Source organism: Rahnella sp. PAMC25559 (assembly GCF_050632365.1).
GTDB classification, from domain to species: Bacteria; Pseudomonadota; Gammaproteobacteria; order Enterobacterales; family Enterobacteriaceae; genus Rahnella; species Rahnella rivi.
The window spans coordinates 1121826-1146450 of record NZ_CP192543.1 but is presented as its reverse complement, the minus strand read 5'-3'; the positions used below and the strand labels follow the sequence as shown (position 1 = coordinate 1146450).

19 protein-coding genes, 4 tRNA genes, 1 rRNA gene and 1 riboswitch are annotated in these 24625 nt (G+C 50.6%); of the genes, 8 read left to right on the top strand and 16 right to left on the bottom strand.

The window, feature by feature from the left end; genetic code table 11:
* Positions 1 to 128: riboswitch (TPP riboswitch) on the top strand.
* Between the two features lie 122 nt (positions 129 to 250).
* Genes thiC through thiH form a run of 6 tightly spaced genes read left to right on the top strand, consistent with a single transcriptional unit; the run spans position 251 to position 5748 of the window.
* A complete protein-coding gene (gene thiC / locus ACQZQY_RS06660; RefSeq protein WP_431296812.1) occupies positions 251 to 2203 on the top strand; it encodes a phosphomethylpyrimidine synthase ThiC in 1953 nt (650 codons plus the stop codon).
* Entirely contained in the window at positions 2200 to 2853 is a 654-nt protein-coding gene (gene thiE, locus ACQZQY_RS06655) for a thiamine phosphate synthase (RefSeq protein WP_217202595.1), read from the top strand. Before thiC ends, thiE begins: the two co-directional genes overlap by 4 nt.
* On the top strand, positions 2846 to 3595 hold the full coding sequence (locus tag ACQZQY_RS06650; protein ID WP_431296811.1) for a HesA/MoeB/ThiF family protein: 750 nt from the start codon (positions 2846 to 2848) through the stop codon (positions 3593 to 3595). The genes thiE and ACQZQY_RS06650 overlap by 8 nt, the downstream gene beginning before the upstream one ends.
* On the top strand, positions 3592 to 3792 hold the full coding sequence (thiS, locus tag ACQZQY_RS06645) for a sulfur carrier protein ThiS (RefSeq protein WP_183851030.1): 201 nt from the start codon (positions 3592 to 3594) through the stop codon (positions 3790 to 3792). The genes ACQZQY_RS06650 and thiS overlap by 4 nt, the downstream gene beginning before the upstream one ends.
* A 1-nt stretch (position 3793) precedes the next feature.
* Positions 3794 to 4573 (top strand): thiazole synthase, encoded by a 780-nt coding sequence (gene thiG, locus ACQZQY_RS06640; RefSeq protein WP_421671751.1) that lies wholly within the window; start codon positions 3794 to 3796, stop codon positions 4571 to 4573.
* Entirely contained in the window at positions 4570 to 5748 is a 1179-nt protein-coding gene (thiH, locus tag ACQZQY_RS06635) for a 2-iminoacetate synthase ThiH (protein ID WP_421671752.1), read from the top strand. Before thiG ends, thiH begins: the two co-directional genes overlap by 4 nt.
* Positions 5749 to 5985: 237 nt before the next feature.
* Here the strand turns inward: thiH and rpoC are convergent, their stop codons facing one another.
* The 13 genes from rpoC to ACQZQY_RS06570 form a co-directional block, all read right to left on the bottom strand.
* Positions 5986 to 10209, bottom strand: a complete 4224-nt coding sequence (gene rpoC, locus ACQZQY_RS06630) for a DNA-directed RNA polymerase subunit beta' (RefSeq protein ID WP_056777962.1) — start codon at positions 10207 to 10209, stop codon at positions 5986 to 5988.
* Between the two features lie 91 nt (positions 10210 to 10300).
* Positions 10301 to 14329, bottom strand: a complete 4029-nt coding sequence (gene rpoB, locus ACQZQY_RS06625; RefSeq protein ID WP_056777959.1) for a DNA-directed RNA polymerase subunit beta — start codon at positions 14327 to 14329, stop codon at positions 10301 to 10303.
* A gap of 330 nt (positions 14330 to 14659) precedes the next feature.
* The gene (rplL, locus tag ACQZQY_RS06620; RefSeq protein ID WP_013577410.1) at positions 14660 to 15025 is read right to left on the bottom strand and encodes a 50S ribosomal protein L7/L12; all 366 of its coding nucleotides are present in this window, start codon (positions 15023 to 15025) and stop codon (positions 14660 to 14662) included.
* Positions 15026 to 15091: 66 nt separating this feature from the next.
* Positions 15092 to 15589 (bottom strand): 50S ribosomal protein L10, encoded by a 498-nt coding sequence (rplJ, locus tag ACQZQY_RS06615; protein WP_013577411.1) that lies wholly within the window; start codon positions 15587 to 15589, stop codon positions 15092 to 15094.
* A 331-nt stretch (positions 15590 to 15920) separates the two neighbouring features.
* Positions 15921 to 16625, bottom strand: coding sequence for a 50S ribosomal protein L1 (rplA, locus tag ACQZQY_RS06610; RefSeq protein WP_122097337.1), 705 nt, complete (start codon positions 16623 to 16625; stop codon positions 15921 to 15923).
* 3 nt (positions 16626 to 16628) lie between these two features.
* Positions 16629 to 17057 (bottom strand): 50S ribosomal protein L11, encoded by a 429-nt coding sequence (gene rplK, locus ACQZQY_RS06605; RefSeq protein ID WP_013577413.1) that lies wholly within the window; start codon positions 17055 to 17057, stop codon positions 16629 to 16631.
* 170 nt (positions 17058 to 17227) lie between these two features.
* A complete protein-coding gene (nusG, locus tag ACQZQY_RS06600; RefSeq protein WP_056777953.1) occupies positions 17228 to 17773 on the bottom strand; it encodes a transcription termination/antitermination protein NusG in 546 nt (181 codons plus the stop codon).
* On the bottom strand, positions 17774 to 18157 hold the full coding sequence (gene secE, locus ACQZQY_RS06595) for a preprotein translocase subunit SecE (protein WP_034794996.1): 384 nt from the start codon (positions 18155 to 18157) through the stop codon (positions 17774 to 17776).
* Between the two features lie 255 nt (positions 18158 to 18412).
* Positions 18413 to 19597 carry an elongation factor Tu gene (gene tuf / locus ACQZQY_RS06590; RefSeq protein WP_122097336.1) on the bottom strand — a complete coding sequence of 395 codons (1185 nt, stop codon included), beginning with the start codon at positions 19595 to 19597 and terminating at the stop codon, positions 18413 to 18415.
* Between the two features lie 108 nt (positions 19598 to 19705).
* Positions 19706 to 19781, bottom strand: a tRNA-Thr gene (locus ACQZQY_RS06585).
* A 7-nt stretch (positions 19782 to 19788) separates the two neighbouring features.
* A tRNA-Gly gene (locus tag ACQZQY_RS06580) sits at positions 19789 to 19863 on the bottom strand.
* Positions 19864 to 19993: 130 nt separating this feature from the next.
* Positions 19994 to 20078: transfer RNA gene (locus ACQZQY_RS06575), tRNA-Tyr, on the bottom strand.
* Positions 20079 to 20097: 19 nt separating this feature from the next.
* Positions 20098 to 20173: transfer RNA gene (locus tag ACQZQY_RS06570), tRNA-Thr, on the bottom strand.
* A 383-nt stretch (positions 20174 to 20556) separates the two neighbouring features.
* On the opposite strand from ACQZQY_RS06570, the gene ACQZQY_RS06565 reads away from it, so the two are divergent.
* Positions 20557 to 21063 carry a GNAT family N-acetyltransferase gene (locus ACQZQY_RS06565; RefSeq protein ID WP_431296810.1) on the top strand — a complete coding sequence of 169 codons (507 nt, stop codon included), beginning with the start codon at positions 20557 to 20559 and terminating at the stop codon, positions 21061 to 21063.
* Positions 21064 to 21299: 236 nt separating this feature from the next.
* Entirely contained in the window at positions 21300 to 22250 is a 951-nt protein-coding gene (gene coaA, locus ACQZQY_RS06560) for a type I pantothenate kinase (RefSeq protein WP_056780224.1), read from the top strand.
* A gap of 43 nt (positions 22251 to 22293) precedes the next feature.
* Here the strand turns inward: coaA and birA are convergent, their stop codons facing one another.
* The 3 genes from birA to rrf all read right to left on the bottom strand — a co-directional run bounded on the left by birA (position 22294) and on the right by rrf (position 24589).
* Positions 22294 to 23253, bottom strand: a complete 960-nt coding sequence (birA, locus tag ACQZQY_RS06555; protein WP_183851088.1) for a bifunctional biotin--[acetyl-CoA-carboxylase] ligase/biotin operon repressor BirA — start codon at positions 23251 to 23253, stop codon at positions 22294 to 22296.
* Positions 23250 to 24287 (bottom strand): UDP-N-acetylmuramate dehydrogenase, encoded by a 1038-nt coding sequence (murB, locus tag ACQZQY_RS06550; RefSeq protein WP_431296809.1) that lies wholly within the window; start codon positions 24285 to 24287, stop codon positions 23250 to 23252. The genes birA and murB overlap by 4 nt, the downstream gene beginning before the upstream one ends.
* A 186-nt stretch (positions 24288 to 24473) precedes the next feature.
* Positions 24474 to 24589: ribosomal RNA gene (rrf, locus tag ACQZQY_RS06545) — 5S ribosomal RNA — on the bottom strand.
* Positions 24590 to 24625 lie beyond the last annotated feature (36 nt).

Sequence of the window (24625 nt, the reverse complement as noted above, 5' to 3'; positions counted from 1 at the left end):
GGCTTCTTGTCGGAGTGCCTAGCGCATAATTTTCCTCACGGAGATTACGCCAGGCTGAGACCGTTAATTCGGGATCCGCGGAACCTGATCGGGTTAGTACCCGCGAAGGGAACAAGAGTAATGTTATGCGTTTTGCGTGATTTGGCATCAGCCTGTATCAGGCCGCCTGCGCTAAACCGCCCATTTTTACTCCTGCCGTAAACCTCCAGACAAGCAATTTTCCATCACGTTTTTTTGCGAGGAATTTGCTATGTCGAGTACCCAAAAACCCGTTATTTCTGAAAAGAAACCCTCTAGTCGCCGTGAACAACGTGCGCAGGCACAGTCGTTTATCGACAGCCTGCAGGGCGAAGCCTTTCCTAATTCCCGACGTATTTATCTGCAAGGCTCTCGCGCAGATATCCGCGTGCCGATGCGTGAAATACAGCTCAGTCCGACGCTGACAGGCGGCGGCAAAGACAATCCAAAGTACGAAGAGAACGAAGCCATCCCGGTGTATGAAACGGCCGGGCCTTATGGCGACCCGGAAGCGTCCATCGACGTTCATGCCGGGCTGGCAAAATGCCGCGCCAGCTGGATCGCCGACCGGGCAGATACCGAAGAACTTCCGCAGGTCAGCTCGGGTTTTACCCAGCAACGTCTGGCTGATGACGGATTGGATCACCTGCGCTTCGAACTTCTGCCGCGCCCGCGAAAAGCCATGTCGGGTAAAAATGTTACGCAATTGCATTACGCGCGAAAAGGCATCATTACCCCTGAAATGGAATTCATCGCTATTCGCGAAAATATGGGCCGCGAGCGGATCCGCGGTGAAGTATTGCGGCAGCAACATCCGGGTGAAAGTTTCGGTGCGCATCTTCCTGCCAATATCACGCCGGAGTTTGTACGTCAGGAAGTCGCCGCCGGTCGCGCGATTATTCCCGCCAACATCAATCATCCCGAATCAGAGCCAATGATCATTGGCCGAAACTTCCTGGTGAAGGTTAACGCCAATATCGGCAACTCCGCAGTGACGTCATCTATCGAAGAAGAAGTCGAGAAGCTGGTGTGGTCGACACGCTGGGGCGCAGACACGGTGATGGATCTCTCCACCGGTCGCTACATCCACGAAACCCGTGAGTGGATCCTGCGTAACAGCCCGGTGCCCATTGGTACAGTGCCGATTTATCAGGCGCTGGAGAAAGTGAACGGCGTAGCCGAAGACCTCAACTGGGAAATGTTCCGCGATACGCTCCTGGAGCAAGCCGAACAAGGCGTCGATTACTTCACTATCCATGCAGGCGTATTACTGCGTTATGTGCCGATGACCGCCAAACGGCTGACCGGGATTGTGTCACGCGGCGGTTCGATTATGGCGAAATGGTGCCTTTCCCATCATCGCGAAAGTTTCCTGTTTGAGCATTTCCGCGAAATCTGCGAAATCTGCGCAGCCTATGATGTTTCTCTTTCACTGGGCGATGGCCTGCGTCCGGGTTCAATTCAGGATGCGAATGACGAAGCGCAATTCGCTGAATTACGCACGCTGGGCGAGCTGACCAAAATTGCCTGGGAATATGACGTGCAGGTGATGATCGAAGGGCCGGGACATGTCCCCATGCAGATGATCCGCCGCAATATGACCGAAGAACTTGAGCACTGCCACGAAGCACCTTTCTATACGCTGGGGCCTCTGACCACCGATATCGCACCGGGTTATGACCATTTCACCTCCGGGATTGGTGCGGCAATGATTGGCTGGTTCGGCTGCGCCATGCTGTGTTATGTCACGCCGAAAGAACATCTCGGTCTGCCGAACAAAGAAGACGTTAAGCAGGGTCTGATTACCTACAAAATCGCAGCGCACGCCGCCGATTTAGCTAAAGGTCATCCGGGCGCGCAAATCCGTGATAATGCCATGTCGAAGGCGCGGTTCGAATTCCGCTGGGAAGATCAGTTTAACCTCGCGCTCGATCCGGCAACGGCCCGTGCCTATCACGATGAAACACTGCCGCAGGAATCCGGCAAAGTCGCGCACTTCTGCTCGATGTGCGGCCCGAAATTCTGCTCCATGAAAATCACGCAGGAAGTGCGCGATTACGCCGCAGCACTGGAAGCTCAGGCGCAGCCGGTTGAGATCGTGGAATCAGGAATGGCACAGATGTCTGCTGAATTCCGTTCGCGAGGCAGTGAGCTTTACCACCCTGCCACGGAGATCAACAAATGAATCAGTCCGCTCAGTCTTTTCCAGCCGTTCCCTTCCATCTCGGTTTATACCCGGTCGTTGATACCGTGGAATGGATTGCCCGCCTGCTGGAGGCGGGCGTTAAAACGCTGCAACTGCGGGTGAAAGACTTACCCGATGAGGAAGTTGAACCGGCGATTATCGAGGCCATCGCGCTGGGGAAAAAATATCAGGCGCGGTTATTCATCAATGATTACTGGCGACTGGCAGTAAAACATCAGGCATACGGCGTGCATCTCGGGCAGGAGGATCTGGACACTGCCGATTTGCAGGCCATTTATCAGGCCGGTTTGCGCCTGGGCGTTTCGACGCATGACGACGCAGAACTGGCGCGTGCCGTGGCGGTCAACCCTTCTTACATCGCTCTGGGGCATATCTTTCCGACACAAACCAAAGATATGCCGTCTGCCCCGCAGGGTCTGGCAGAACTGACCCGACACATTAAGCAACTCGACGGCAGCTTTCCGACGGTAGCCATCGGTGGTATCAGCATTGAACGCGCGCCGTCGGTTCTCGATTGCGGTGTCGGCAGCATCGCCGTGGTCAGCGCGATTACCCAGGCGGCAGACTGGCGAGCCGCCACCGCCGAACTGCTGGCCTTATGCGCCAGCAAGGTGCCGGAAGATGCTTAACGATGCGGCCTTTATGCGCTACAGCCGCCAGCTGATGCTGGAGGAATTCGGCCCGCAGGCGCAGGAAAAATTGCAGGCCGCTAAAGTGCTGATTGTCGGGCTTGGCGGTTTGGGCTCTCCCGCCGCCTTGTATCTGGCGGCGGCGGGCGTGGGCACGCTGTTTCTGGCCGATGACGATCAGGTCCATCTCACTAATCTGCAACGACAAATTCTTTACCGTACGGCAGATCTGGATCAGCCCAAAGCCACAGTGGCAAAGCGCGAATTGCTTCGCCTGAATCCGTTATGTGAAATCATTGCTCTCACTCAGAGGCTGACCGGGGAGGCATTGCAGCAGGCCGTAGCGGGTGCCGATCTCGTTTTGGATTGCAGCGACAACATGGAAACCCGACACGCGGTCAACAAAGCCTGCGTGGATACCGGCAAAACGTTAATCAGCGGCAGTGCCGTCGGATTCAGCGGGCAGTTACTGGTCATTCAGACACCCTACGCGCATGGCTGTTATGCCTGTCTCTATCCGGATCGGGAAACCGTGCAGCGTAACTGCCGCACTTCCGGCGTGCTTGGGCCGGTCGTTGGCACCATCGGCACGTTACAGGCGCTGGAAGCCCTGAAAATACTGGCGGGTTTGCCCAGCACATTGAACGGAAAGCTGCGGCTGTTCGACGGTAAAACGCAAAACTGGCGTTCGCTGCAACTTACACGGTCATCCGGCTGTGCCGTCTGCGGAGGCCACGCGTGAACATTTTCGTCAATGATGAATCACACCCGTTCAGTCAGCCGCTCACCTTACTCACCCTGCTCAGTGAACTGACGTTAAATCCGGCCGGCTGCGCGCTGGCGGTTAATCAGGTCATTATTCCGCGGGATAGCTGGTCGTCTCACTTACTGGAAGACGGCGATGAAATATTGCTCTTTCAGGCCATTGCCGGAGGATGACATGTTAAAAATTGCTGATACCACCTTCACCTCGCACCTGTTCACGGGAACAGGAAAATTTGCCAGCGCCACGCTGATGCAACAGGCACTGGCAGCGTCCGGTTCTCAGCTGGTGACGATGGCGATGAAACGCGTGGACCTTCGCCGTGGCGGAGATGACATCCTTGCGCCGCTGCAACAGCTTGGTGTCCGTTTGCTGCCCAATACTTCCGGGGCCAAAACGGCAGAGGAAGCCATATTTGCCGCGCAACTGGCAAGAGAAGCCCTGGGGACGAACTGGATAAAACTGGAAATTCATCCCGACGTAAAATATCTGCTGCCCGATGCCGTTGAAACGCTGAAAGCCGCAGAGACGTTGGTGAAACAGGGATTCGTGGTATTGCCGTATTGCAGCGCGGACCCGGTGCTGTGCAAGCGTCTGGAGGAAGCGGGTTGCGCCGCCGTTATGCCACTCGGCGCGCCGATCGGTTCCAATCAGGGGCTGCAAACCCGCGAATTTCTGCACATTATCATCGAGCAGTCGCGGATTCCGGTGGTCGTCGACGCAGGAATTGGGGCGCCGAGCCAGGCTGCTGAAGCACTGGAAATGGGGGCTGATGCGGTACTGGTCAATACCGCGATTGCCGTCGCTGGCGATCCGGTCGCGATGGCAACAGCGTTCCGGCTGGCGGTTGAGGCAGGCGTGCTCGCCCGACAAAGCGGTTTAGGTGGCAGACAGCGACACGCCAGCGCATCCAGCCCGCTGACCGGTTTCCTCACAACCCCGCAGGCGGCGTCATGAGCAACTTTACGGATATCTGGTCAACGCTCGACTGGGATGACCTTTCCCTGCGTATCAACAGTAAAACCGCACGTGATGTCGAACGGGCGCTCAGCCGGAATAAGATCGACCGGGAAGATTTTATGGCGCTGATTTCTCCGGCAGCGCTGCCTTATCTCGAATCTATGGCGCAACGCGCGCAACAGCTCACGCGCCAGCGGTTCGGCAATACGGTGAATTTCTTCGCGCCGCTGTATTTATCCAATCTTTGCGCCAACGAATGTACGTATTGCGGCTTTTCGATGAGCAACAAAATCAAACGTAAAACGCTGGATGAAGATGAAATCAGGCGGGAATGTGAAGCGCTGAATGCGCTGGGCTTCAAACATCTGTTGCTGGTCACTGGCGAACATAAAGGGAAAGTCGGCATGGATTATTTCCGCCGTCATTTCCCCACGATCAGAAGTCATTTTGATTCGCTGATGATCGAGGTTCAGCCGCTGCAACAGGAAGAATATGCCGAGCTGAAAATGCTGGGGCTGGACGGCGTGCTGGTTTATCAGGAAACCTATCACGCGCCGACGTATGCCTTGCATCATCTGCGCGGGCAGAAGCAGGATTTCTTCTGGCGACTGGAAACACCGGACCGGCTCGGTCAGGCGGGAATCGATAAAATCGGGCTGGGCGCGCTGTTCGGGCTTTCAGGAAACTGGCGGACAGACAGTTATATGGTGGCGGAGCATTTGTTGTATCTGCAACAAACTTACTGGCAAAGCCGCTATTCGGTGGCGTTTCCGAGATTGCGCCCATGTACCGGCGGAATCGAACCGGCCTCGCTGCTGGAAGAAAATCAGCTGGTACAACTGATTTGCGCATTCAGGATGCTTGCTCCCGACGTCGAGCTTTCCTTGTCGACACGTGAATCGCCCTACTTTCGCGATCACGTCATTCCACTGGCGATCAACACCGTCAGCGCCGGATCGAAAACGCAGCCAGGCGGGTATGCTGACGATCATCCTGAACTGGAACAATTCGCGCCTCATGACAATCGCTCGCCGCAAAGTGTGGCTGCCGCATTAACTCTGGCAGGGCTTCAGCCGGTGTGGAAAGACTGGGACAGTTTTTTGGGGCGCGCCTCGCAGGAAAATGTCGGTGGAAAGCAAACCAGTAATCTCTCAGGAATGCGAATTCCATAAACCGTTTTTGCCTCTCGCGCATCTCTGGCGGGAGTATTACTGTGCGTTTGCCGCTGCACATTCGCAACCGGCCGGCGCCATTCATCCCGGCGCTGCTTCCAAAACAGCCGGAACAGAGTATCTGTCCAGTACCTTGTTCCGGCACCTCTTTGACTCCCTCAACATCATCTTCTCTGATTTCAGGCAAAAAAAAACCGCTCCCTAAGGAGCGGCTTTATGCGTTTCGACAGAAGACGATTACTCGTCGTTGCTGTTACCGAAACCTGCGTTCAGAAGTTCAGCCAGGTTAGCCGTTGCTTCATCCGCGCTTACCTGCGGTACAACTGGCACTTCACCCTGTGCTTTACGACGAGCACGTTCCTGATGGTAAGAGTAACCGGTACCGGCTGGGATCAGACGACCCACGATAACGTTCTCTTTCAGGCCACGCAGTTCATCACGCTTACCGGCAACTGCCGCTTCGGTAAGAACGCGCGTGGTTTCCTGGAACGACGCAGCGGAGATGAAGGATTCGGTCGCCAAAGATGCTTTGGTGATACCGAGCAGGTCACGGCTGAATGTTGCCGTGATTTTGCCTTCAGCTTCCAGCTTACGGTTAGCGATTTTAACGCGAGACATTTCTGCCTGCTCGCCTTCCAGGAAGTCTGTGCCACCAGCGCTAACGATGGTGCCTTTACGCAACATCTGACGAACGATAACTTCGATGTGTTTATCGTTAATCTTAACGCCTTGCAGACGGTAAACTTCCTGCACTTCGTTGGTGATGTAACGGGTAACCGCGTGAACACCACGAAGACGCAGAATGTCGTGCGGAGACTCAGGGCCGTCGGATACGACGTCACCACGTTCCACAATTTCGCCTTCGAACACGTTCAGCTGGCGCCATTTCGGGATCATTTCTTCGTAAGCATCGCTGCCATCCAACGGAGAAATTACCAGACGACGTTTGCCTTTGGTTTCTTTACCGAAGGAGATGATCCCGCTGATTTCAGCAAGGATTGCAGGCTCTTTCGGACGACGTGCTTCGAACAGGTCAGCAACGCGTGGCAGACCACCGGTGATGTCCTTGGTACCGCCGGATTCCTGAGGAATACGCGCCAGGGTGTCACCAGAGTGGATCTGCGTACCATCTTCCAGCTGAACAATCGCTTTACCTGGCAGGAAGTATTGAGCAGGCATATCTGTACCTGGGATCAATACGTCGTCGCCTTTAGCATCAACGATTTTCAGTGCCGGACGCAGGTCTTTACCGCTACCGGTACGCTCTGCAGAATCCAGAACTACCAGAGAAGACAAACCGGTCAGGTCATCTGTCTGACGTGTAATGGTCTGAGTATCAACCATATCGGCAAAGCGAATGAAACCACTCACTTCACTGATAACTGGCATGGTGTGCGGATCCCAGTTAGCAACGGTTTCGCCGCCGTTAACAGATGCGCCATCACCTTTGCCCATCACGGAACCGTAAGGCACTTTATAGCTTTCTTTGGTACGACCGAATTCGTCGATCAATTTCAGCTCAGTGTTACGGGAAGTGATAACCAGTTTGCCGTTAGAGTTGCTAACGTGCTTGTGGTTGCTCAGTTTAATGGTACCGGTGTTCTTAACCTGAATGCTTGATTCTGCTGCCGCACGAGATGCCGCACCACCGATGTGGAACGTACGCATCGTCAGCTGGGTACCCGGCTCACCGATGGACTGTGCTGCAATAACACCGATCGCTTCACCTTTGTTGATGATGTGACCACGTGCCAGGTCGCGACCGTAGCAGTTTGCACACACACCAAAGTCAGTTTCGCAACTTACGACTGAACGTACTTTCACGCTGTCGACGGAGTTCTCTTCTAACAGATCACACGTCTTCTCGTGAAGCAGGGTGTTACGTGGAACCAGGATATCCGCCGTACCCGGCTTGAGGATATCTTCTGCAGTCACACGACCCAGTACACGTTCACGCAGTGGTTCTTTAACGTCGCCACCTTCGATGACCGGAGTCATCATGATGCCTTCGTGAGTTCCACAGTCGTCTTCGGTCACAACCAGATCCTGCGCCACGTCAACCAGACGACGGGTCAGATAACCGGAGTTAGCCGTTTTCAGTGCGGTATCCGCCAAGCCTTTACGCGCACCGTGAGTAGAGATGAAGTACTGGAGTACGTTCAGACCTTCACGGAAGTTCGCGGTGATTGGCGTTTCAATGATGGAACCATCTGGTTTCGCCATCAGGCCACGCATACCGGCCAGCTGACGAATCTGTGCAGCAGAACCACGCGCACCGGAGTCGGCCATCATAAAGATACTGTTGAAGGAAACCTGCTGTTCAACAACACCGTCACGGTTGACGACGTCTTCAACAGACAAGTTTTCCATCATTGCCTTAGCAACACGTTCGTTGGCCGCAGCCCAGATGTCGATCACTTTGTTATAGCGTTCGCCAGCAGTTACCAGACCAGACTGGAACTGTTCCTGGATTTCAGCAACTTCGGTTTCTGCTTCTTCGATGATCTCTGCTTTCTTCGCAGGGATTACCATGTCATCGATACCGACTGACGCGCCTGAACGGGCAGCGTAAGCAAAACCGGTGTACATGATCTGGTCAGCAAAAATAACGGTCGGCTTCAGGCCCAAAATGCGGTAACAGGTGTTCAGCATTTTGGAGATAGCTTTTTTGCCCAGAGGCTGGTTGACGATGGAGAACGGCAGACCTTTAGGTACGATCATCCAAAGGATGGCGCGACCTACAGTCGTGTCGATAATCGACGTCTTGTGCGTAACTTCGCCTTCGGTATTTTTGATCTCTTCGGTGATACGCACTTTGACACGCGCATGCAGAGAGGCCAAACCGGCGCGGTAAATACGCTCAGCTTCTTTAGGACCGGTCAGAACCATGCCTTCGCCTTTGGCGTTAACACAGTCACGGGTCATGTAATACAGACCCAATACAACGTCCTGAGAAGGAACGATGATTGGCTCGCCGTTCGCAGGTGACAGGATGTTGTTGGTAGACATCATCAACGCACGCGCTTCCAGCTGAGCTTCCAGCGTCAACGGTACGTGAACAGCCATCTGGTCACCATCGAAGTCGGCGTTATATGCCGCACAAACCAGCGGGTGCAGCTGAATTGCTTTACCTTCGATCAGAACCGGTTCAAACGCCTGGATACCCAAACGGTGCAGGGTTGGTGCACGGTTCAGCAGTACCGGGTGTTCGCGGATAACTTCGTCCAGGATATCCCAAACGACAGCTTCTTCGCGCTCAACCATTTTCTTCGCGGCTTTGATGGTGGTGGCCAGGCCACGCAGTTCCAGCTTGCCGTAAATGAACGGTTTGAACAGTTCCAGTGCCATTTTCTTCGGCAGACCACACTGGTGCAGACGCAGGTATGGACCTACGGTGATAACGGAACGACCAGAGTAGTCGACACGTTTACCCAGCAAGTTCTGACGGAAACGACCCTGTTTACCTTTAATCATGTCTGCCAGAGATTTCAGCGGACGCTTGTTAGAGCCGGTGATTGCACGACCGCGACGGCCGTTATCCAGCAAAGCATCTACCGCTTCTTGCAGCATACGTTTTTCGTTACGTACGATGATGTCTGGCGCAGCCAGATCCAGCAGGCGTTTCAGACGGTTGTTACGGTTGATAACGCGACGATACAGATCGTTCAGATCCGACGTAGCGAAACGGCCGCCGTCCAACGGAACCAATGGACGCAAGTCTGGCGGCAGTACCGGCAGCACGGTCAGGATCATCCACTCTGGTTTGTTACCAGACTGAACGAACGCTTCCAGCAGCTTGATACGCTTGGTCAGCTTTTTACGTTTGGTTTCGGAGTTAGTTTCGTTCAACTCTTCACGCAGTTGCTCGCACTCTGCTTCCAGATCCATGTTTTTCAACAGGGCCTGAATAGCTTCCGCACCCATCTTCGCGTCGAACTCATCACCAAACTCTTCCAACGCATCCAGATACTGCTCTTCAGTCAGGATCTGGCGTTTTTCGAGGTTAGTCATGCCGCCTTCGATAACCACATAGGATTCGAAGTACAGAACACGTTCGATGTCACGCAGTGGCATATCCAACAGCAAACCGATGCGCGATGGCAGCGATTTCAGGAACCAGATGTGTGCAGTCGGGGAAGCCAGTTCGATGTGGCCCATACGCTCACGGCGTACTTTAGTCTGGGTCACTTCAACGCCGCACTTCTCGCAGATCACGCCGCGATGTTTTAAACGCTTGTACTTACCGCACAGGCATTCGTAGTCTTTTACTGGTCCGAAGATACGGGCACAGAAAAGGCCGTCACGTTCTGGTTTGAACGTACGGTAGTTAATGGTTTCTGGCTTCTTAACTTCACCAAAAGACCAAGAACGGATCATGTCTGGCGATGCCAGAGCAATTTTGATCGCATCAAACTCTTCGGTCTTAGTTTGCGCTTTCAGAAACTTTAGTAAGTCTTTCACGGATTGGCTCCCGTCGGGTTAGACCTGTTAGGCACCTGCTGTCTATTGCTAAACAGGCAGGTGCCCCTGTGATCAATGCGAATTCGAGTACTTACTCGTCTTCCAGCTCGATGTTGATACCCAGAGAGCGGATTTCTTTCAACAATACGTTGAAGGATTCCGGCATGCCTGGTTCCATCCGGTGATCGCCATCCACGATGTTTTTATACATCTTGGTACGGCCGTTCACGTCATCGGACTTAACAGTCAGCATTTCCTGCAGGGTATATGCGGCACCGTATGCTTCCAGTGCCCATACTTCCATCTCACCGAAGCGCTGACCACCGAACTGAGCTTTACCACCCAGCGGCTGCTGAGTAACGAGGCTGTAAGAACCGGTAGAACGCGCGTGCATTTTATCGTCAACCAGGTGGTTCAGTTTCAGCATGTACATGTAGCCGACGGTAACCTGGCGCTCGAATTGCTCGCCGGTACGGCCGTCAAACAGTGTGATCTGGCCAGAGGTTGGGATTCCGCCCATTTCAAGCAATTGCTTGATCTCTGTCTCTTTCGCACCGTCGAAGACTGGTGTTGCGATTGGCATACCTTTTTTCAGGTTCTCAGCCAGACGCAATACTTCATCATCGGTAAAGGTGGTCAGATCCACTTTCTGACGTACGTCGTCGCCCAGATCATAGGCACGCTGGATGAACTCGCGCAGCTTAGAAACTTCTTCATGTTTCTTCAGCATGGCATTGATTTTTTCACCAATACCCTTCGCAGCCATACCCAGGTGGGTTTCTAAAATCTGACCAATGTTCATACGTGATGGAACGCCCAGCGGGTTCAGTACGATATCAACAGGAGTTCCGTTTTCATCGTAAGGCATATCTTCGATCGGGTTGATCTTGGAGATAACACCTTTGTTACCGTGGCGGCCTGCCATTTTGTCACCAGGTTGGATCTGACGTTTAACGGCCAGATACACTTTAACGATTTTCAGCACACCTGGTGCCAGGTCATCGCCCTGAGTGATCTTACGACGCTTAGCTTCGAGTTTTTTCTCAAACTCGGATTTCAGTTCGTCGTACTGTTCAGCAAGCTGTTCCAACTGATTCTGTTTGTCTTCGTCAGTCAGTGACAGTTCTAACCAACGATCGCGAGGCAATTTGCCCAGCTTGTCAGCTTCAACACCGCCAGCAACCAGCGCAGACTGGATACGTGCAAACAGACCAGCTTCCAGAATTTGCAGCTCTTCAGTCAGGTCTTTCTTAGCCTGTTTCAGCTGCATTTCTTCGATTTCTAACGCACGTTTGTCTTTTTCCACGCCATCGCGGGTGAAGACCTGAACGTCAATAATCGTACCGGAAACGCCGTTTGGTACACGCAGAGAAGAGTCTTTAACGTCAGACGCTTTCTCACCGAAGATCGCACGCAGCAGTTTCTCTTCTGGCGTCAGCTGGGTTTCACCTTTAGGCGTTACCTTACCAACCAGAATGTCACCACCGGTCACTTCAGCACCGATATAAACGATACCGGATTCATCCAGTTTAGAGAGTGCAGCTTCACCCACGTTAGGGATGTCAGCAGTGATCTCTTCAGGCCCTAACTTGGTGTCGCGGGACACACATGCCAGTTCCTGGATATGGATAGTGGTGAAGCGGTCTTCCTGCACTACACGTTCGGAGACCAAGATGGAGTCTTCGAAGTTGTAACCGTTCCAAGGCATGAACGCGACACGCATGTTCTGACCCAGTGCCAGTTCGCCCAGATCTGTTGACGGACCATCTGCCAGCACGTCGCCGCGCTCGATAGGTTCGCCCAGATTCACACACGGCATCTGATTGATGCAGGTGTTCTGGTTAGAACGGGTGTACTTAGTCAGGTTATAAATGTCGATACCTGCTTCGCCTGGATTCATCTCATCTTCGTTTACACGAATAACGATACGGGATGCATCCACGTACTGAACTGTACCACCGCGTTTAGCTACGGCAGTAACACCGGAGTCAACCGCAACAGCACGTTCCATACCAGTACCCACCAGCGGCTTATCAGCACGCAGAGTTGGAACTGCCTGACGTTGCATGTTCGCACCCATCAATGCACGGTTGGCGTCATCGTGTTCCAGGAATGGAATCAGAGAAGCACCAACGGAGACGATCTGCTGGGTGGAAACGTCCATGTAGTCAACCTGATCGCGGCTAAACAGGCTTGATTCACCTTTGCTACGACAAGTGACTAAATCTTCCAGGAAGTGGCCTTCGTCATCCAGGTTGGAGTTCGCCTGAGCGATAACAAAGTTGCCTTCTTCGATGGCAGACAGGTAGTTAATTTCATCGGTCACCATACCTTCACGCACACGGCGGTAAGGGGTTTCCAGGAAACCATACTCATTGGTCTGTGCATACACAGACAAGGAGTTGATCAGACCGATGTTTGGACCTTCTGGCGTTTCGATTGGACATACGCGACCGTAGTGCGTCGGGTGTACGTCTCGAACTTCAAAGCCAGCACGTTCACGGGTCAAACCGCCCGGGCCCAATGCAGAGATACGACGTTTGTGCGTAATCTCAGACAACGGGTTGTTCTGGTCCATAAATTGTGACAGCTGGCTTGAACCGAAGAACTCTTTCACCGCAGCCGAAATTGGCTTCGCGTTGATCATGTCCTGAGGCATCAGGGTATCGAGGTCACCAAGAGACAGACGCTCTTTAACAGCACGCTCAACACGAACCAAACCTACACGGAATTGGTTTTCAGCCATTTCGCCGACAGAACGAATACGACGGTTGCCCAAGTGGTCAATATCATCCACTTCGCCCTGGCCGTTACGAATGCCGATCAGCTTTCTCATGACCTGGATGATGTCGTCTTTGCTCAGGATACCTGAACCTTCGATTTCATCACGCAGCAGAGAACGGTTGAACTTCATACGACCTACAGCAGACAGGTCGTAACGATCTTCGGAGAAGAACAGGTTCTCGAACAGAGTTTCAGCTGCTTCACGCGTTGGTGGTTCACCAGGACGCATCATGCGATAGATCTCAACCAGCGCGCTCAGGCGATCGCTGGTTGGGTCGACGCGGATTGTCTCGGACATGTAAGCGCCATGGTCGAGATCGTTGGTGAACAGCGTTTCAATGGTTTTGTGTCCGGCCTGGCTCAGTTTAGCCAGTAAATCCAGAGACAATTCCATATTCGCAGGAACAATCAGCTCACCGGTATTGGTGTCGATGTAGTCTTTAGCAACTACTTTCCCTGCGATGTACTCAACAGGAACTTCGATGCGCTGAATGTCGTCTTTTTCAAGCTGACGAATATGGCGGGCAGTGATACGGCGGCCTTTCTCGATATAGACTTTGCCGTCAGCTTCGATATCAAACGAGGCTGTTTCACCACGCAGGCGCTCAGGTACCAGCTCCATCTGCAACTTGTTGTCGCGGATCTGGTAAGTCACCTTTTCAAAGAACAGGTCAAGGATCTGCTCTGTGGTATAGCTTAATGCACGCAGAATGATGGTCGCTGGCAATTTACGGCGACGGTCAATACGTACAAACAGGTTATCTTTCGGGTCAAACTCGAAATCTAACCATGAACCGCGATAAGGGATGATACGTGCGTTGTACAGCACTTTACCCGAGGAGTGGGTTTTACCCTTATCACTGTCGAAGAATACACCTGGACTACGGTGAAGCTGAGATACGATAACCCTCTCAGTACCGTTAATCACAAAGGTACCATTTTCGGTCATGAGCGGAATTTCGCCCATATAGACTTCTTGTTCCTTGATGTCTTTGACCGTACCTTCTGGTGCCTCACGCTCGTAGATAACCAGACGCAGTTTCACACGCAATGGCGCGGAGAAAGTCACACCACGGATCTGGCATTCTTTAACGTCGAATACTGGCTCACCAAGACGGTAGCTAACGTATTGCAGCTCAGAATTGCCGCTGTAGCTTTTGATAGGAAATACAGAACGGAATGCAGCTTCCAAACCGTGCTGGCCTTCCGGATCTTGCTCGATAAACTTCTGGAACGAGTCAAGCTGGATAGAAAGGAGAAAGGGAATGTCCAAAACTTGTGGACGCTTACCAAAATCCTTACGAATGCGTTTTTTCTCGGTATAGGAGTAAACCATAGGGTTCCTCAGCTCGCTGATCAGTGACCCAATCTTGTCTGCCCTGAGAAGGACAGTTCATGCAACACCGTTTATGTCGATCGGAAAGCAGAAACGCTTTCCGCAATATCTGTTTCTATCACTCTTAAATCATTTCGTTGTGCATTATCTATGGATGAGCCATAGCAAGCGGCATCAATATATTAAGGCGTCTCAAGAAGAGATATTAGAGTAGTTCAGTGCTCAAACAGTGTGAAACACCACTGACACTCTATAGCGCAAAAAGGCTGGTGACTAAAAAGTCACCAGCCATCAGTCTGTTAGGACAGACTGCACTCCGGGAAGTTAAACTTACTTAACTTCAACAGAAGCACCAGCTTCTTCCAGAGATTTTTTCAGAGCTTCAGCGTCGTCTTTGCTGATGCCTTCTTTCAGAGCTGCTGGAGCAGACTCAACCAGGTCTTTTGCTTCTTTCAGACCCAGGCCAGTCGCGGTACGAACAGCTTTGATAACTGCAACTTTGTTCGCGCCAACAGCAGCCAGAACAACGTCGAACTCAGTTTTTTCTTCAACAGCTTCAGCAGCAGCAGCAGGACCTGCAACAGCAGCAGCAGCAGAAACGCCGAATTTTTCTTCCATAGCGGAGATCAGTTCAACGATTTCCATTACAGACAGAGCTGCAACGCCTTCAATGATTTGTTCTTTAGTGATTGACATTTCAAGTGTTCCTAGAATTCAGAAATAGTTTATACGTAAGCAAATGAACGAGATAAAAAAGGCTGATTAAGCAGCTTCTTTCTGATCGCGTACAGCAGCCAGAGTGCGAACCAATTTGCCTGCAGAGGCTTCTTTCATGGTTGCCATCAGGCGTGCGATTGCTTCTTCGTAAGTAGGCAGAGTTGCCAAGCGGTCGATTTGAGCCGCAGAGATAAACTCACCTTCAAAGGCCGCAGCTTTAACCTCAAATTTTGCATTCGCTTTAGCGAAATCTTTGAACAGACGGGCAGCAGCGCCTGGGTGTTCAGTAGAGAATGCAATCAAGGTTGGACCGACAAACGTGTCTTTCAGGCACTCAAACTGAGTACCTTCTACGACGCGACGCATCAAGGTGTTACGAACAACACGCATGTAAACGCCAGCTTCACGACCTGCTTTACGCAGTTCAGTCATTTTATCTACAGTTACGCCACGGGAATCCGCAACAACCGCAGACAGCGCGCCTTTGGCTACTTCGATGACTTCAGCAACAATCGCTTGTTTGTCTTGAAGATTTAATGCCATTAGCTTTTTGCTCCTGGATTTAGCCGGGGAAAATCCCCGGAACTCACATCACTTGTTATCGAGATCGATATCAAGCGTTCAAACACGGTGAGCAGAGAATCCAGCAAAGACAAATCTTAATTAATAATAAAAAAGAAATACTTTCTTCAGGCTCTGTCACCGTCTACGCAGGAAGGATTAAGTCCCTTACGGGACACCTGCGGTCTTGGACGGAGGCCTGGATAGGCCAGGCTCCAACCGAAAAATTCTTGGTTTCGCATTAACGAAACAACGGGCGATAGATTCTATACAAATCCACCACCCGCGTAAAGCGATAAACACAGGTAGTTAATTAGTTAACTACTGCGCTCAGGCCGCTTTGATCAACAGCAACACCTGCGCCCATTGTAGTCGACAGGCTTACTTTCTTGATGAAAACGCCTTTAGCCTGGGAAGGCTTCGCTTTTTTCAGCGCGATCAACAGAGCTTCAAGGTTTTCTTTCAGCTTGTCTGACTCGAAATCAACCTTACCGATAGTGGTATGGATGATGCCGTTTTTGTCGTTACGATAACGAACCTGACCTGCTTTAGCGTTCTTAACCGCTTCAGCAACGTTAGGAGTTACAGTACCAACTTTCGGGTTAGGCATCAGGCCGCGTGGACCCAGTACCTGACCTAATTGGCCAACAACGCGCATTGCATCTGGAGATGCGATAACAACGTCGAAGTTCATTTCGCCTTTTTTGATCTGATCAGCCAGATCTTCCATGCCTACCAGTTCAGCGCCTGCAGCTTTAGCAGCTTCAGCGTTAGCACCTTGAGCGAAGACGGCAACGCGAACAGAACGACCGGTGCCGTGTGGCAGAACGGTTGCACCGCGAACGTTTTGATCAGATTTACGTGCGTCGATGCCGAGGTTAACGGCAACGTCCACGCTTTCTACGAATTTAGCAGTGGCCAGCTCTTTGAGCAGAGCAACGGCTTCGGTGATGTCATACTGTTTAGTAGCATCAACTTTGTCACGGATCACGCGCATGCGCTTGGTCAGCTTAGCCATCTATTAATCCTCCACTACCAGGCCCATGGAACGAGCAGTACCTTCGATGGAGCGAGTCATCGCTTCAACGTCAGAACCAGTCATGTCCGCAGCTTTGGTTTCTGCGATTTCACGAACCTGAGCACTCGTTACTTTACCCACTTTGTCTTTGTTCGGCTTGCCGGAACCAGACTTGATACCAGCCGCTTTCTTCAGCAGTACTGCTGCAGGAGGGGTTTTGGTAACAAAAGTGAAAGAACGGTCAGAATAAACAGTAATAACAACAGGAATTGGCAGGCCTTTTTCCATGCTATCAGTCTTAGCATTGAACGCCTTACAGAATTCCATGATGTTCACGCCTTGTTGACCCAGAGCTGGACCAACTGGCGGACTTGGGTTTGCCATACCAGCTGCAACTTGCAGCTTAACGTAGGCTTGTACTTTCTTGGCCATGGTAAATATCCTCGTTTGGGTGATATCGCCTGTTTGAAGAGGCTCCCCGTTATTTGTAGTACTTTACAGTTTTACGCGCAGAGGCTGCACATAAAAACAAAAGGCGCGAAATTATAGTTCAATTTCGCGCCCTGTACAACATCTGTTCTAATGATTATAGAACGCTGTTGTTAGCCTTTTTCAACCTGACCGAAGTCCAGTTCAACCGGTGTTGCACGGCCAAAGATGGAAACAGACACTTTCAGGCGGCTTTTTTCGTAATCGACTTCTTCAACCACACCATTAAAGTCTGCAAACGGCCCGTCACTAACGCGTACCAGTTCACCTGGTTCAAACAATGTTTTAGGACGTGGTTTATCACCGACTTGTTGCAGGCGGTTCATGATCGCATCAACTTCTTTATCGCTGATTGGAGCAGGACGGTCAGATGTCCCACCAATGAAGCCCATCACGCGAGGAACGCTGCGAACTAAGTGCCAGCTGGCGTCATTCATCACCATCTGAACCAGCACATAGCCAGGGAAGAACTTGCGCTCGCTCTTGCGACGCTGGCCACCACGGATCTCAACCACTTCTTCGGTTGGAACCATGACTTCGCCAAACAGCTCTTCCATGTCATGTAACTTGATGTGCTCACGCAACGATTGCGCTACGCGGCCTTCAAAGCCGGAAAACGCCTGAACGACGTACCAACGTTTTTTAGGTGCTTCAGACATTTAGAACCTCAGACCAGTAATGAAAGATACCAGGCGGACTAAAATTCCATCCAGCCCCCACAGAATCAGAGACATAACGGCAGTCACCGCAGCAACGATCAGTGTGGTATGCAATGTTTCCTGGCGCGTTGGCCAAATGACTTTACGTACTTCGGTGCGCGCTTCACGAGCAAACGCAACCGTCGCTTTGCCTTTAGTGGTCAATAATGCCACTGCGCCTGCAATTGCGATAATAACAACTACAGCTAACGCGCGTAACGGCAGGCTGTATGCACGGTAATAATAGTTACCGACAATTGCTACAACCAACAAAACGGCAACAACCAGCCACTTTACCGCTTCCAGGCCGCGCCCGCTCCCTTGAGCCTCGGTATTCGCACTCATAAACCAACCCGTCGCAATGATTCAGAACAAACAACTTTGCCTCGCATTGCGAGGCAAACCAAACCGATCGATGCTCTACTTGAGCGCAATTCGGTGTTTTACGCTATATCTCAGAGCCTATCTCACCAATGATTATGACGTATAAATCGCTGATGAGATAGGTTCTCGCGCCACAGCGTAGAAAAAAGGGCATCGAATGATGCCCTTTTAGTGTGTATTGCGTCAACGTATAGTGACAAAAAAGTCTATCGGCAATTAAGCGATAACTTTAGCAACAACACCTGCACCTACAGTACGGCCGCCTTCACGGATTGCGAAACGCAGACCGTCATCCATCGCGATTGGGTGGATCAGAGTAACAACCATGTTCACGTTGTCACCAGGCATTACCATCTCAACGCCTTCTGGCAGTTCGATAGTACCGGTCACGTCAGTTGTACGGAAGTAGAACTGTGGACGGTAGCCTTTGAAGAATGGAGTATGACGACCACCTTCTTCTTTGCTCAGGATGTACACTTCGGAATCAAACTTAGTGTGTGGTTTGATTGAACCTGGTTTAGCCAGAACCTGACCACGTTCGATGTCTTCACGTTTGATACCACGCAGCAGAACACCAACGTTCTCACCAGCACGGCCTTCGTCCAGCAGTTTGCGGAACATTTCAACGCCGGTACAAGTAGACTTAACAGTGTCCTTGATACCCACGATTTCAACTTCTTCGCCCACTTTAACGATACCGCGCTCTACACGACCGGTAACAACTGTACCACGGCCGGAGATGGAGAATACGTCTTCGATTGGCAGCAGGAACGGCTTATCGATAGCACGCTCTGGCAATGGAATGTAGCTGTCCAGTGCTTCTGCCAGTTCGATGATTTTCGCTTCCCAAGTTGCATCGCCTTCCAGTGCTTTCAGCGCTGAACCTTTGATGACCGGGATGTCGTCGCCTGGGAATTCGTAAGCAGAAAGAAGTTCACGAACTTCCATTTCTACCAGTTCCAGCAGCTCTTCATCATCAACCATGTCGCATTTGTTCATGAACACGATCATGAATGGAACGCCAACCTGGCGACCCAACAGGATGTGCTCACGGGTCTGAGGCATAGGGCCATCAGTTGCAGCAACAACCAGGATAGCGCCGTCCATCTGAGCAGCACCGGTGATCATGTTTTTCACGTAGTCGGCGTGCCCTGGGCAGTCAACGTGCGCGTAGTGACGAGTCGGGGTGTCATATTCAACGTGTGAAGTGTTGATGGTGATACCACGAGCTTTTTCTTCTGGTGCGTTATCGATCTGGTCGAATGCGCGTGCAGAACCGCCGTAGGTTTTAGCCAGAACGGTGGTGATTGCTGCAGTCAGGGTAGTTTTACCGTGGTCGACGTGGCCGATAGTACCAACGTTAACGTGCGGTTTGTTACGTTCAAATTTTTCTTTAGACATCGATTGTCCCTCTAAGACACGGTTAAATCGGTGGTATCACCACATCAACCAAGCATTTGCTTGACGAATTAGTTTACAGAAAGAAAATCAGGAGGGAGGATTTGGAAGTGGTGCTGATAGGCAGATTCGAACTGCCGACCTCACCCTTACCAAGGGTGCGCTCTACCAACTGAGCTATATCAGCACATACTTGGAGCGGGCAGTGGGAATCGAACCCACATCATCAGCTTGGAAGGCTGAGGTAATAGCCATTATACGATGCCCGCGTCCTGGAACTCGGCTACCTAATTTTTCTGAAGAACTCGAAGACGGGGAAAAGGACGTGAGACACTTAATTCCTCACCTTCTCTTAAAGAGACCAGGTCACTCTAAGTTGCCTCATTGCTAAGGCCTGTATGGTGGTGGGGGAAGGATTCGAACCTTCGAAGTCGATGACGGCAGATTTACAGTCTGCTCCCTTTGGCCGCTCGGGAACCCCACCTAATTGTTAAGTACTTGAATGGTGCCGGCACCAAGAGTCGAACTCGGGACCTACTGATTACAAGTCAGTTGCTCTACCAACTGAGCTATGCCGGCATCAAGTGCTGCGCATTCTATGGAGACTTTACGGGGTATGCAACTAAAAAATTGCATGATTTGCTTCTTCGCTCATGTTTTATTCAAAAAATAGGGTTTTTCTAACTTTTACGCTTCACAAGAGCCAAATAAAGACCCAATACGCCTCCCAGGCCGGCACAGAAATGACGATCCTAACCGGTTTCAATATCCCTCTGCGATGTAAAAATCTTCCTCACTAAACAAATATTGACCACATGCACCAGATTTGAACTTTTGCTTCATGGGTGAGCATTAAAGAATCTCTGCAGTCCCCTTTCGCCGCGTATCAAAGGATTTCTTAGATGGCGTGTCTTTTGCATCATTCATTTGAATCTGCTGAATTGCCATTTGAGAGGTAAGCAATGAAAATTGTCATGCTTAATGCCGCTACATTACCTGTCTACCGCGATGAGCTCGCCCGCTTGCTTATAGAAGCCAGTAAACAGGGGATCACTGCAGGCTTGCCCCCCACTTTCGAGCAGCAAGAAGCGGAAAATGTTTTTCACGATTTACGCCCTGCGATCTCACACAACGAATTGTTACTTTGGATTGCCCGGGATGAGCAAGGCGTAACGGGCACTGTGCTTCTTAACCTGGTCCGTTCGCAAGAATCTTCGCATCATGCTGAAGTCAGTGCTTTGTTGGTCTGCTCGAGAGTAAGAAGGAGTGGTGAAGGTCGTCTATTGTTGCGTGAGTCAGAAATTAAGGCGCAAGTTTTACGGTATACAATGCTCTCTTCGGACATGCAATCGGGCACCGCTGCAGAAGCCTTTTATCGTTCACAGGGTTATCGCTGTGCGCAATGCAAGTCCTCGACGGATTATCGCAGAAGGAATGAAGTGGTCTATTACAAACAACTTCAACCGTAACTTGCTCCTGTTTTTTCTTTGAATCCCTGCGGGGAGCATGGCCGCATGCTTCGTCATTGTTCTAGTGGGTTTACATGACTTTCTCAAAAAATTTTTAACTCAATCAAAGAAATCGTTAAGTTATAAGAAAAAGATCTCCCCTGAAAACGAAGCTGTCTATAATATGCTGCTGGTTTACTGTCTGGAGTTGGCGTGAACGCCTTTCCTGACCTGCGCTAACAGGCAGACTTTAACTTATGAAAAAAAGTGCCCCATCTTTGGCAACGCCTTACCTGCAGTTCGATCGTGCACAGTGGGCTGCTCTACGCGATTCAGTTCCATTAACGCTCAAAGAAGCGGAAGTGGTGAACCTTAAAGGTATCAACGAGGATTTATCTCTCGAGGAAGTCGCACAAATTTATTTGCCGCTTTCGCGTCTTCTTAATTTCTATATCAGTTCAAATCTGCGCCGTCAGGCTGTGCTTGAGCAATTCCTGGGAACCGATGGCCAGAAGATACCTTATGTCATCGGTATTGCTGGCAGTGTAGCAGTAGGGAAAAGCACTACAGCCCGTGTGCTTCAGGCGTTACTGAGTCGTTGGCCTGAGCATCGTTCCGTTGAACTCATCACTACGGATGGTTTTCTCTATCCCAATAAAACGCTGCAAGAGCGTGGGATCATGAAGAAGAAGGGATTCCCACAGTCTTACGATATGCATCAGTTGGTCAATTTTGTTTCTGAGGTAAAATCCGGAGCGAAGAGCGTCACCGCGCCGGTCTATTCACATTTAATTTATGATGTGATCCCCGAAGGAAATAAAGTCATCGAACAGCCTGACATTTTAATTCTCGAAGGCTTAAATGTTTTACAGAGCGGCATGGATTATCCTCATGACCCGCATCATGTATTTGTCTCTGATTTTGTCGATTTTTCAATATACGTCGATGCGCCTGAGGATTTATTGCAGGGCTGGTATATCAATCGTTTCTTGAAATTCCGTCAGGGTGCGTTCTCTGATCCAGATTCTTATTTTCATCATTATGCAAAACTGCCGGAAGAAGAAGCGGTAAACATCGCCACGCAGTTATGGAATGAGATTAATGGACTGAATTTAAAAGAAAATATCCTTCCAACAAGAGAAAGAGCCAGTCTGATTCTGACGAAAAGTGCTAACCATGCCGTTGAACATGTAAGACTCAGAAAATAGTATAATAGACATTAAAAGGAGAGCTCAGGCTCTCCTTTTGATTTCACACGCCGCGCAGAGATATCTCACCACCTATATAAGGCTTAATTATACCCTCTTGCTCTAAAAGCAATGCTCCTTGCTGATCAATGCCACGTTCAATGCCGTGAATCTCCTGATCTCCAATCAGCAATTTTACCGGTCGGTCGAGAAAATTATCCAGTCCACGCCAGCGAGTAATAAATGGAGCTAATCCTTCCTTTTCGAAATGCAATAATGCCGCGCGTAATTCTTTCAGCAGAGTTGCCGTTAGCTCATTTCGGTCTATATTAACGCCCGCTTCCTGCAAGTTTATCCAGCCCTGATTAATAGTATCGGCAACCGGCTCGCGCATTTTAAGGTTTATACCAGCGCCAATAACCAACTGTGCCGCATCTCCGGTTTTACCTGTTAGTTCAACCAGGATCCCGGCTAACTTTCTGTCTTTCAGATAAAGATCATTTGGCCATTTTACGCGTACATCTTCAGCTCCCAGACGCTGAAGCACTTCTGCCATTACGATGCCAATAACCAGACTCAGCCCCATTGCTGCTGCTGGTCCTTGATCAAGCTTCCAGTACATCGACAGATAAAGATTACTGCCAAATGGGGAAAACCATTTTCTTCCACGACGCCCACGCCCTGCCTGCTGGTATTCAGCGACACAGGCATCACCGGAACTCAGTTCTGAAATCCGGTCGAGAAGATATTGATTTGTTGAGTCGATTACGGGCAGCACACTTACACGGCCAGCAGGGAGCATTGAAATAATCGTTGCTTCATCCAGCAACTGAATAGGATGCGGGAGACTGTAACCCTTACCGGGAACAGTGAAAATATCTACACCCCAATCGCGTACCGTCTGGATATGCTTATTGATTGCGGCCCGGCTCATCCCCATCGCAGTGCCCAGTTGTTCACCGGAATGGAATTCCCCATCAGCTAAAATTGAGATCAAGTGCAGCGGAACGGTTATATCTTTCATGACAGAGCCTCCACGGCATTTACTTCGCCACCGGCGGCGATAAATCGAACTTCAGGCTCCAGCCAAATACCAAACTTTGCAGCAACAGAATCTCTCACGTGTTTTGCCAACGCACGAACATCCGCACTGCTTGCGTGATCCTTATTAATCAAGACAAGTGCCTGATTCTGATGAACAGCGGCACCGCCAATACTGAATCCTTTAAGATTCGCCTGTTCGACCAGCCAGCCCGCAGCCAGTTTTACCTGCCCGTTTGCCTGCGGGTAAGAGGGCATTGATGGGTAGTCTCGTTGGATCTTTTCCGCTACCACGGAATCAACAGTGGGATTTTTATAAAAGCTACCAGCGTTTCCAGTAATAGCGGGATCAGGCAGTTTACTCATGCGCATTGCGCATACTGAATCAAAAATCTCACGGGGAGTAACGCTGTGCGGATCTAAGCGCATCAGATCACCATAAGTAAGCTTGGGTTGCCAATGCTTGGTTAATCTGAACCCTACAGCGACAATGGCATAACCGTCTTTATAAGCATGTTTAAAAATGCTCTCACGGTATCCAAACTGACATTCTTCCGCCTTAAGTTGCTTAATCTCGCCGCTATTCATGTTCAATACATCAACATATTGACAGACATTTTGCAGTTCAATCCCATACGCTCCAATATTTTGTATGGGCGCAGAGCCAACGCAACCAGGTATTAAGGCAAGATTTTCCAGTCCGGGAATATTATGTTCAAGTGCGTAGCACACCAGTTCGTGCCAGTTTTCACCTGAGCCAACGTGTAACAACCATTCCTCTGAGTTTTCCGTTACTTCGATACCTTTTATTCTGTTCAATGCCACAGAACCGGAAAAGTCTTCAAGAAAAAGAACGTTGCTTCCCTCACCTAAAAGTAGAAATGGCTGATTCTTTTCTTTCGCCTTTTTCCATGTTTCAACTAACTGAGCAGTACTATTGATATACGTTATTGCCGCAGCATGAGCTGCTATGGAAAAAGTATTGAGGGATTGAAGTGAGGTGCCGTCATTCGACATAACATATTACTCGTCAGTGACCTAATTGCGCATAGTTTAACGTATTCGTTCATCAGCGGCGCAGCGTTTTGTGGTGAGAAGCGAAGCATAAAATACAGGATGACGAATAAACAGGCGCCGCCATTCCCTAAATTTCACATAGCAAAAAGCCCTGTACATCAGTACAGGGCTTTTTGCTTGTTTGATGCCTGGCAGTTCCCTACTCTCGCATGGGGAGACCCCACACTACCATCGGCGCTACGGCGTTTCACTTCTGAGTTCGGCATGGGGTCAGGTGGGACCACCGCGCTACTGCCGCCAGGCAAATTCTGTTTCATCCATAACGCGCACCTTAAATC

Coding starts and splice junctions, on each gene's coding strand:
- thiH (WP_421671752.1), top strand. CDS start 4,570: ATGAGCAACTTTACGGATATCTGGTCAACGCTCGACTGGGATGACCTT.
- tuf (WP_122097336.1), bottom strand. CDS start 19,597: ATGTCTAAAGAAAAATTTGAACGTAACAAACCGCACGTTAACGTTGGT.
- rplK (WP_013577413.1), bottom strand. CDS start 17,057: ATGGCCAAGAAAGTACAAGCCTACGTTAAGCTGCAAGTTGCAGCTGGT.
- rplL (WP_013577410.1), bottom strand. CDS start 15,025: ATGTCAATCACTAAAGAACAAATCATTGAAGGCGTTGCAGCTCTGTCT.
- coaA (WP_056780224.1), top strand. CDS start 21,300: ATGAAAAAAAGTGCCCCATCTTTGGCAACGCCTTACCTGCAGTTCGAT.
- thiG (WP_421671751.1), top strand. CDS start 3,794: ATGTTAAAAATTGCTGATACCACCTTCACCTCGCACCTGTTCACGGGA.
- rpoB (WP_056777959.1), bottom strand. CDS start 14,329: ATGGTTTACTCCTATACCGAGAAAAAACGCATTCGTAAGGATTTTGGT.
- rplJ (WP_013577411.1), bottom strand. CDS start 15,589: ATGGCATTAAATCTTCAAGACAAACAAGCGATTGTTGCTGAAGTCATC.
- secE (WP_034794996.1), bottom strand. CDS start 18,157: ATGAGTGCGAATACCGAGGCTCAAGGGAGCGGGCGCGGCCTGGAAGCG.
- nusG (WP_056777953.1), bottom strand. CDS start 17,773: ATGTCTGAAGCACCTAAAAAACGTTGGTACGTCGTTCAGGCGTTTTCC.
- thiE (WP_217202595.1), top strand. CDS start 2,200: ATGAATCAGTCCGCTCAGTCTTTTCCAGCCGTTCCCTTCCATCTCGGT.
- ACQZQY_RS06650 (WP_431296811.1), top strand. CDS start 2,846: ATGCTTAACGATGCGGCCTTTATGCGCTACAGCCGCCAGCTGATGCTG.
- ACQZQY_RS06565 (WP_431296810.1), top strand. CDS start 20,557: ATGAAAATTGTCATGCTTAATGCCGCTACATTACCTGTCTACCGCGAT.
- birA (WP_183851088.1), bottom strand. CDS start 23,253: ATGAAAGATATAACCGTTCCGCTGCACTTGATCTCAATTTTAGCTGAT.
- murB (WP_431296809.1), bottom strand. CDS start 24,287: ATGTCGAATGACGGCACCTCACTTCAATCCCTCAATACTTTTTCCATA.
- thiC (WP_431296812.1), top strand. CDS start 251: ATGTCGAGTACCCAAAAACCCGTTATTTCTGAAAAGAAACCCTCTAGT.
- rplA (WP_122097337.1), bottom strand. CDS start 16,625: ATGGCTAAGCTGACCAAGCGCATGCGCGTGATCCGTGACAAAGTTGAT.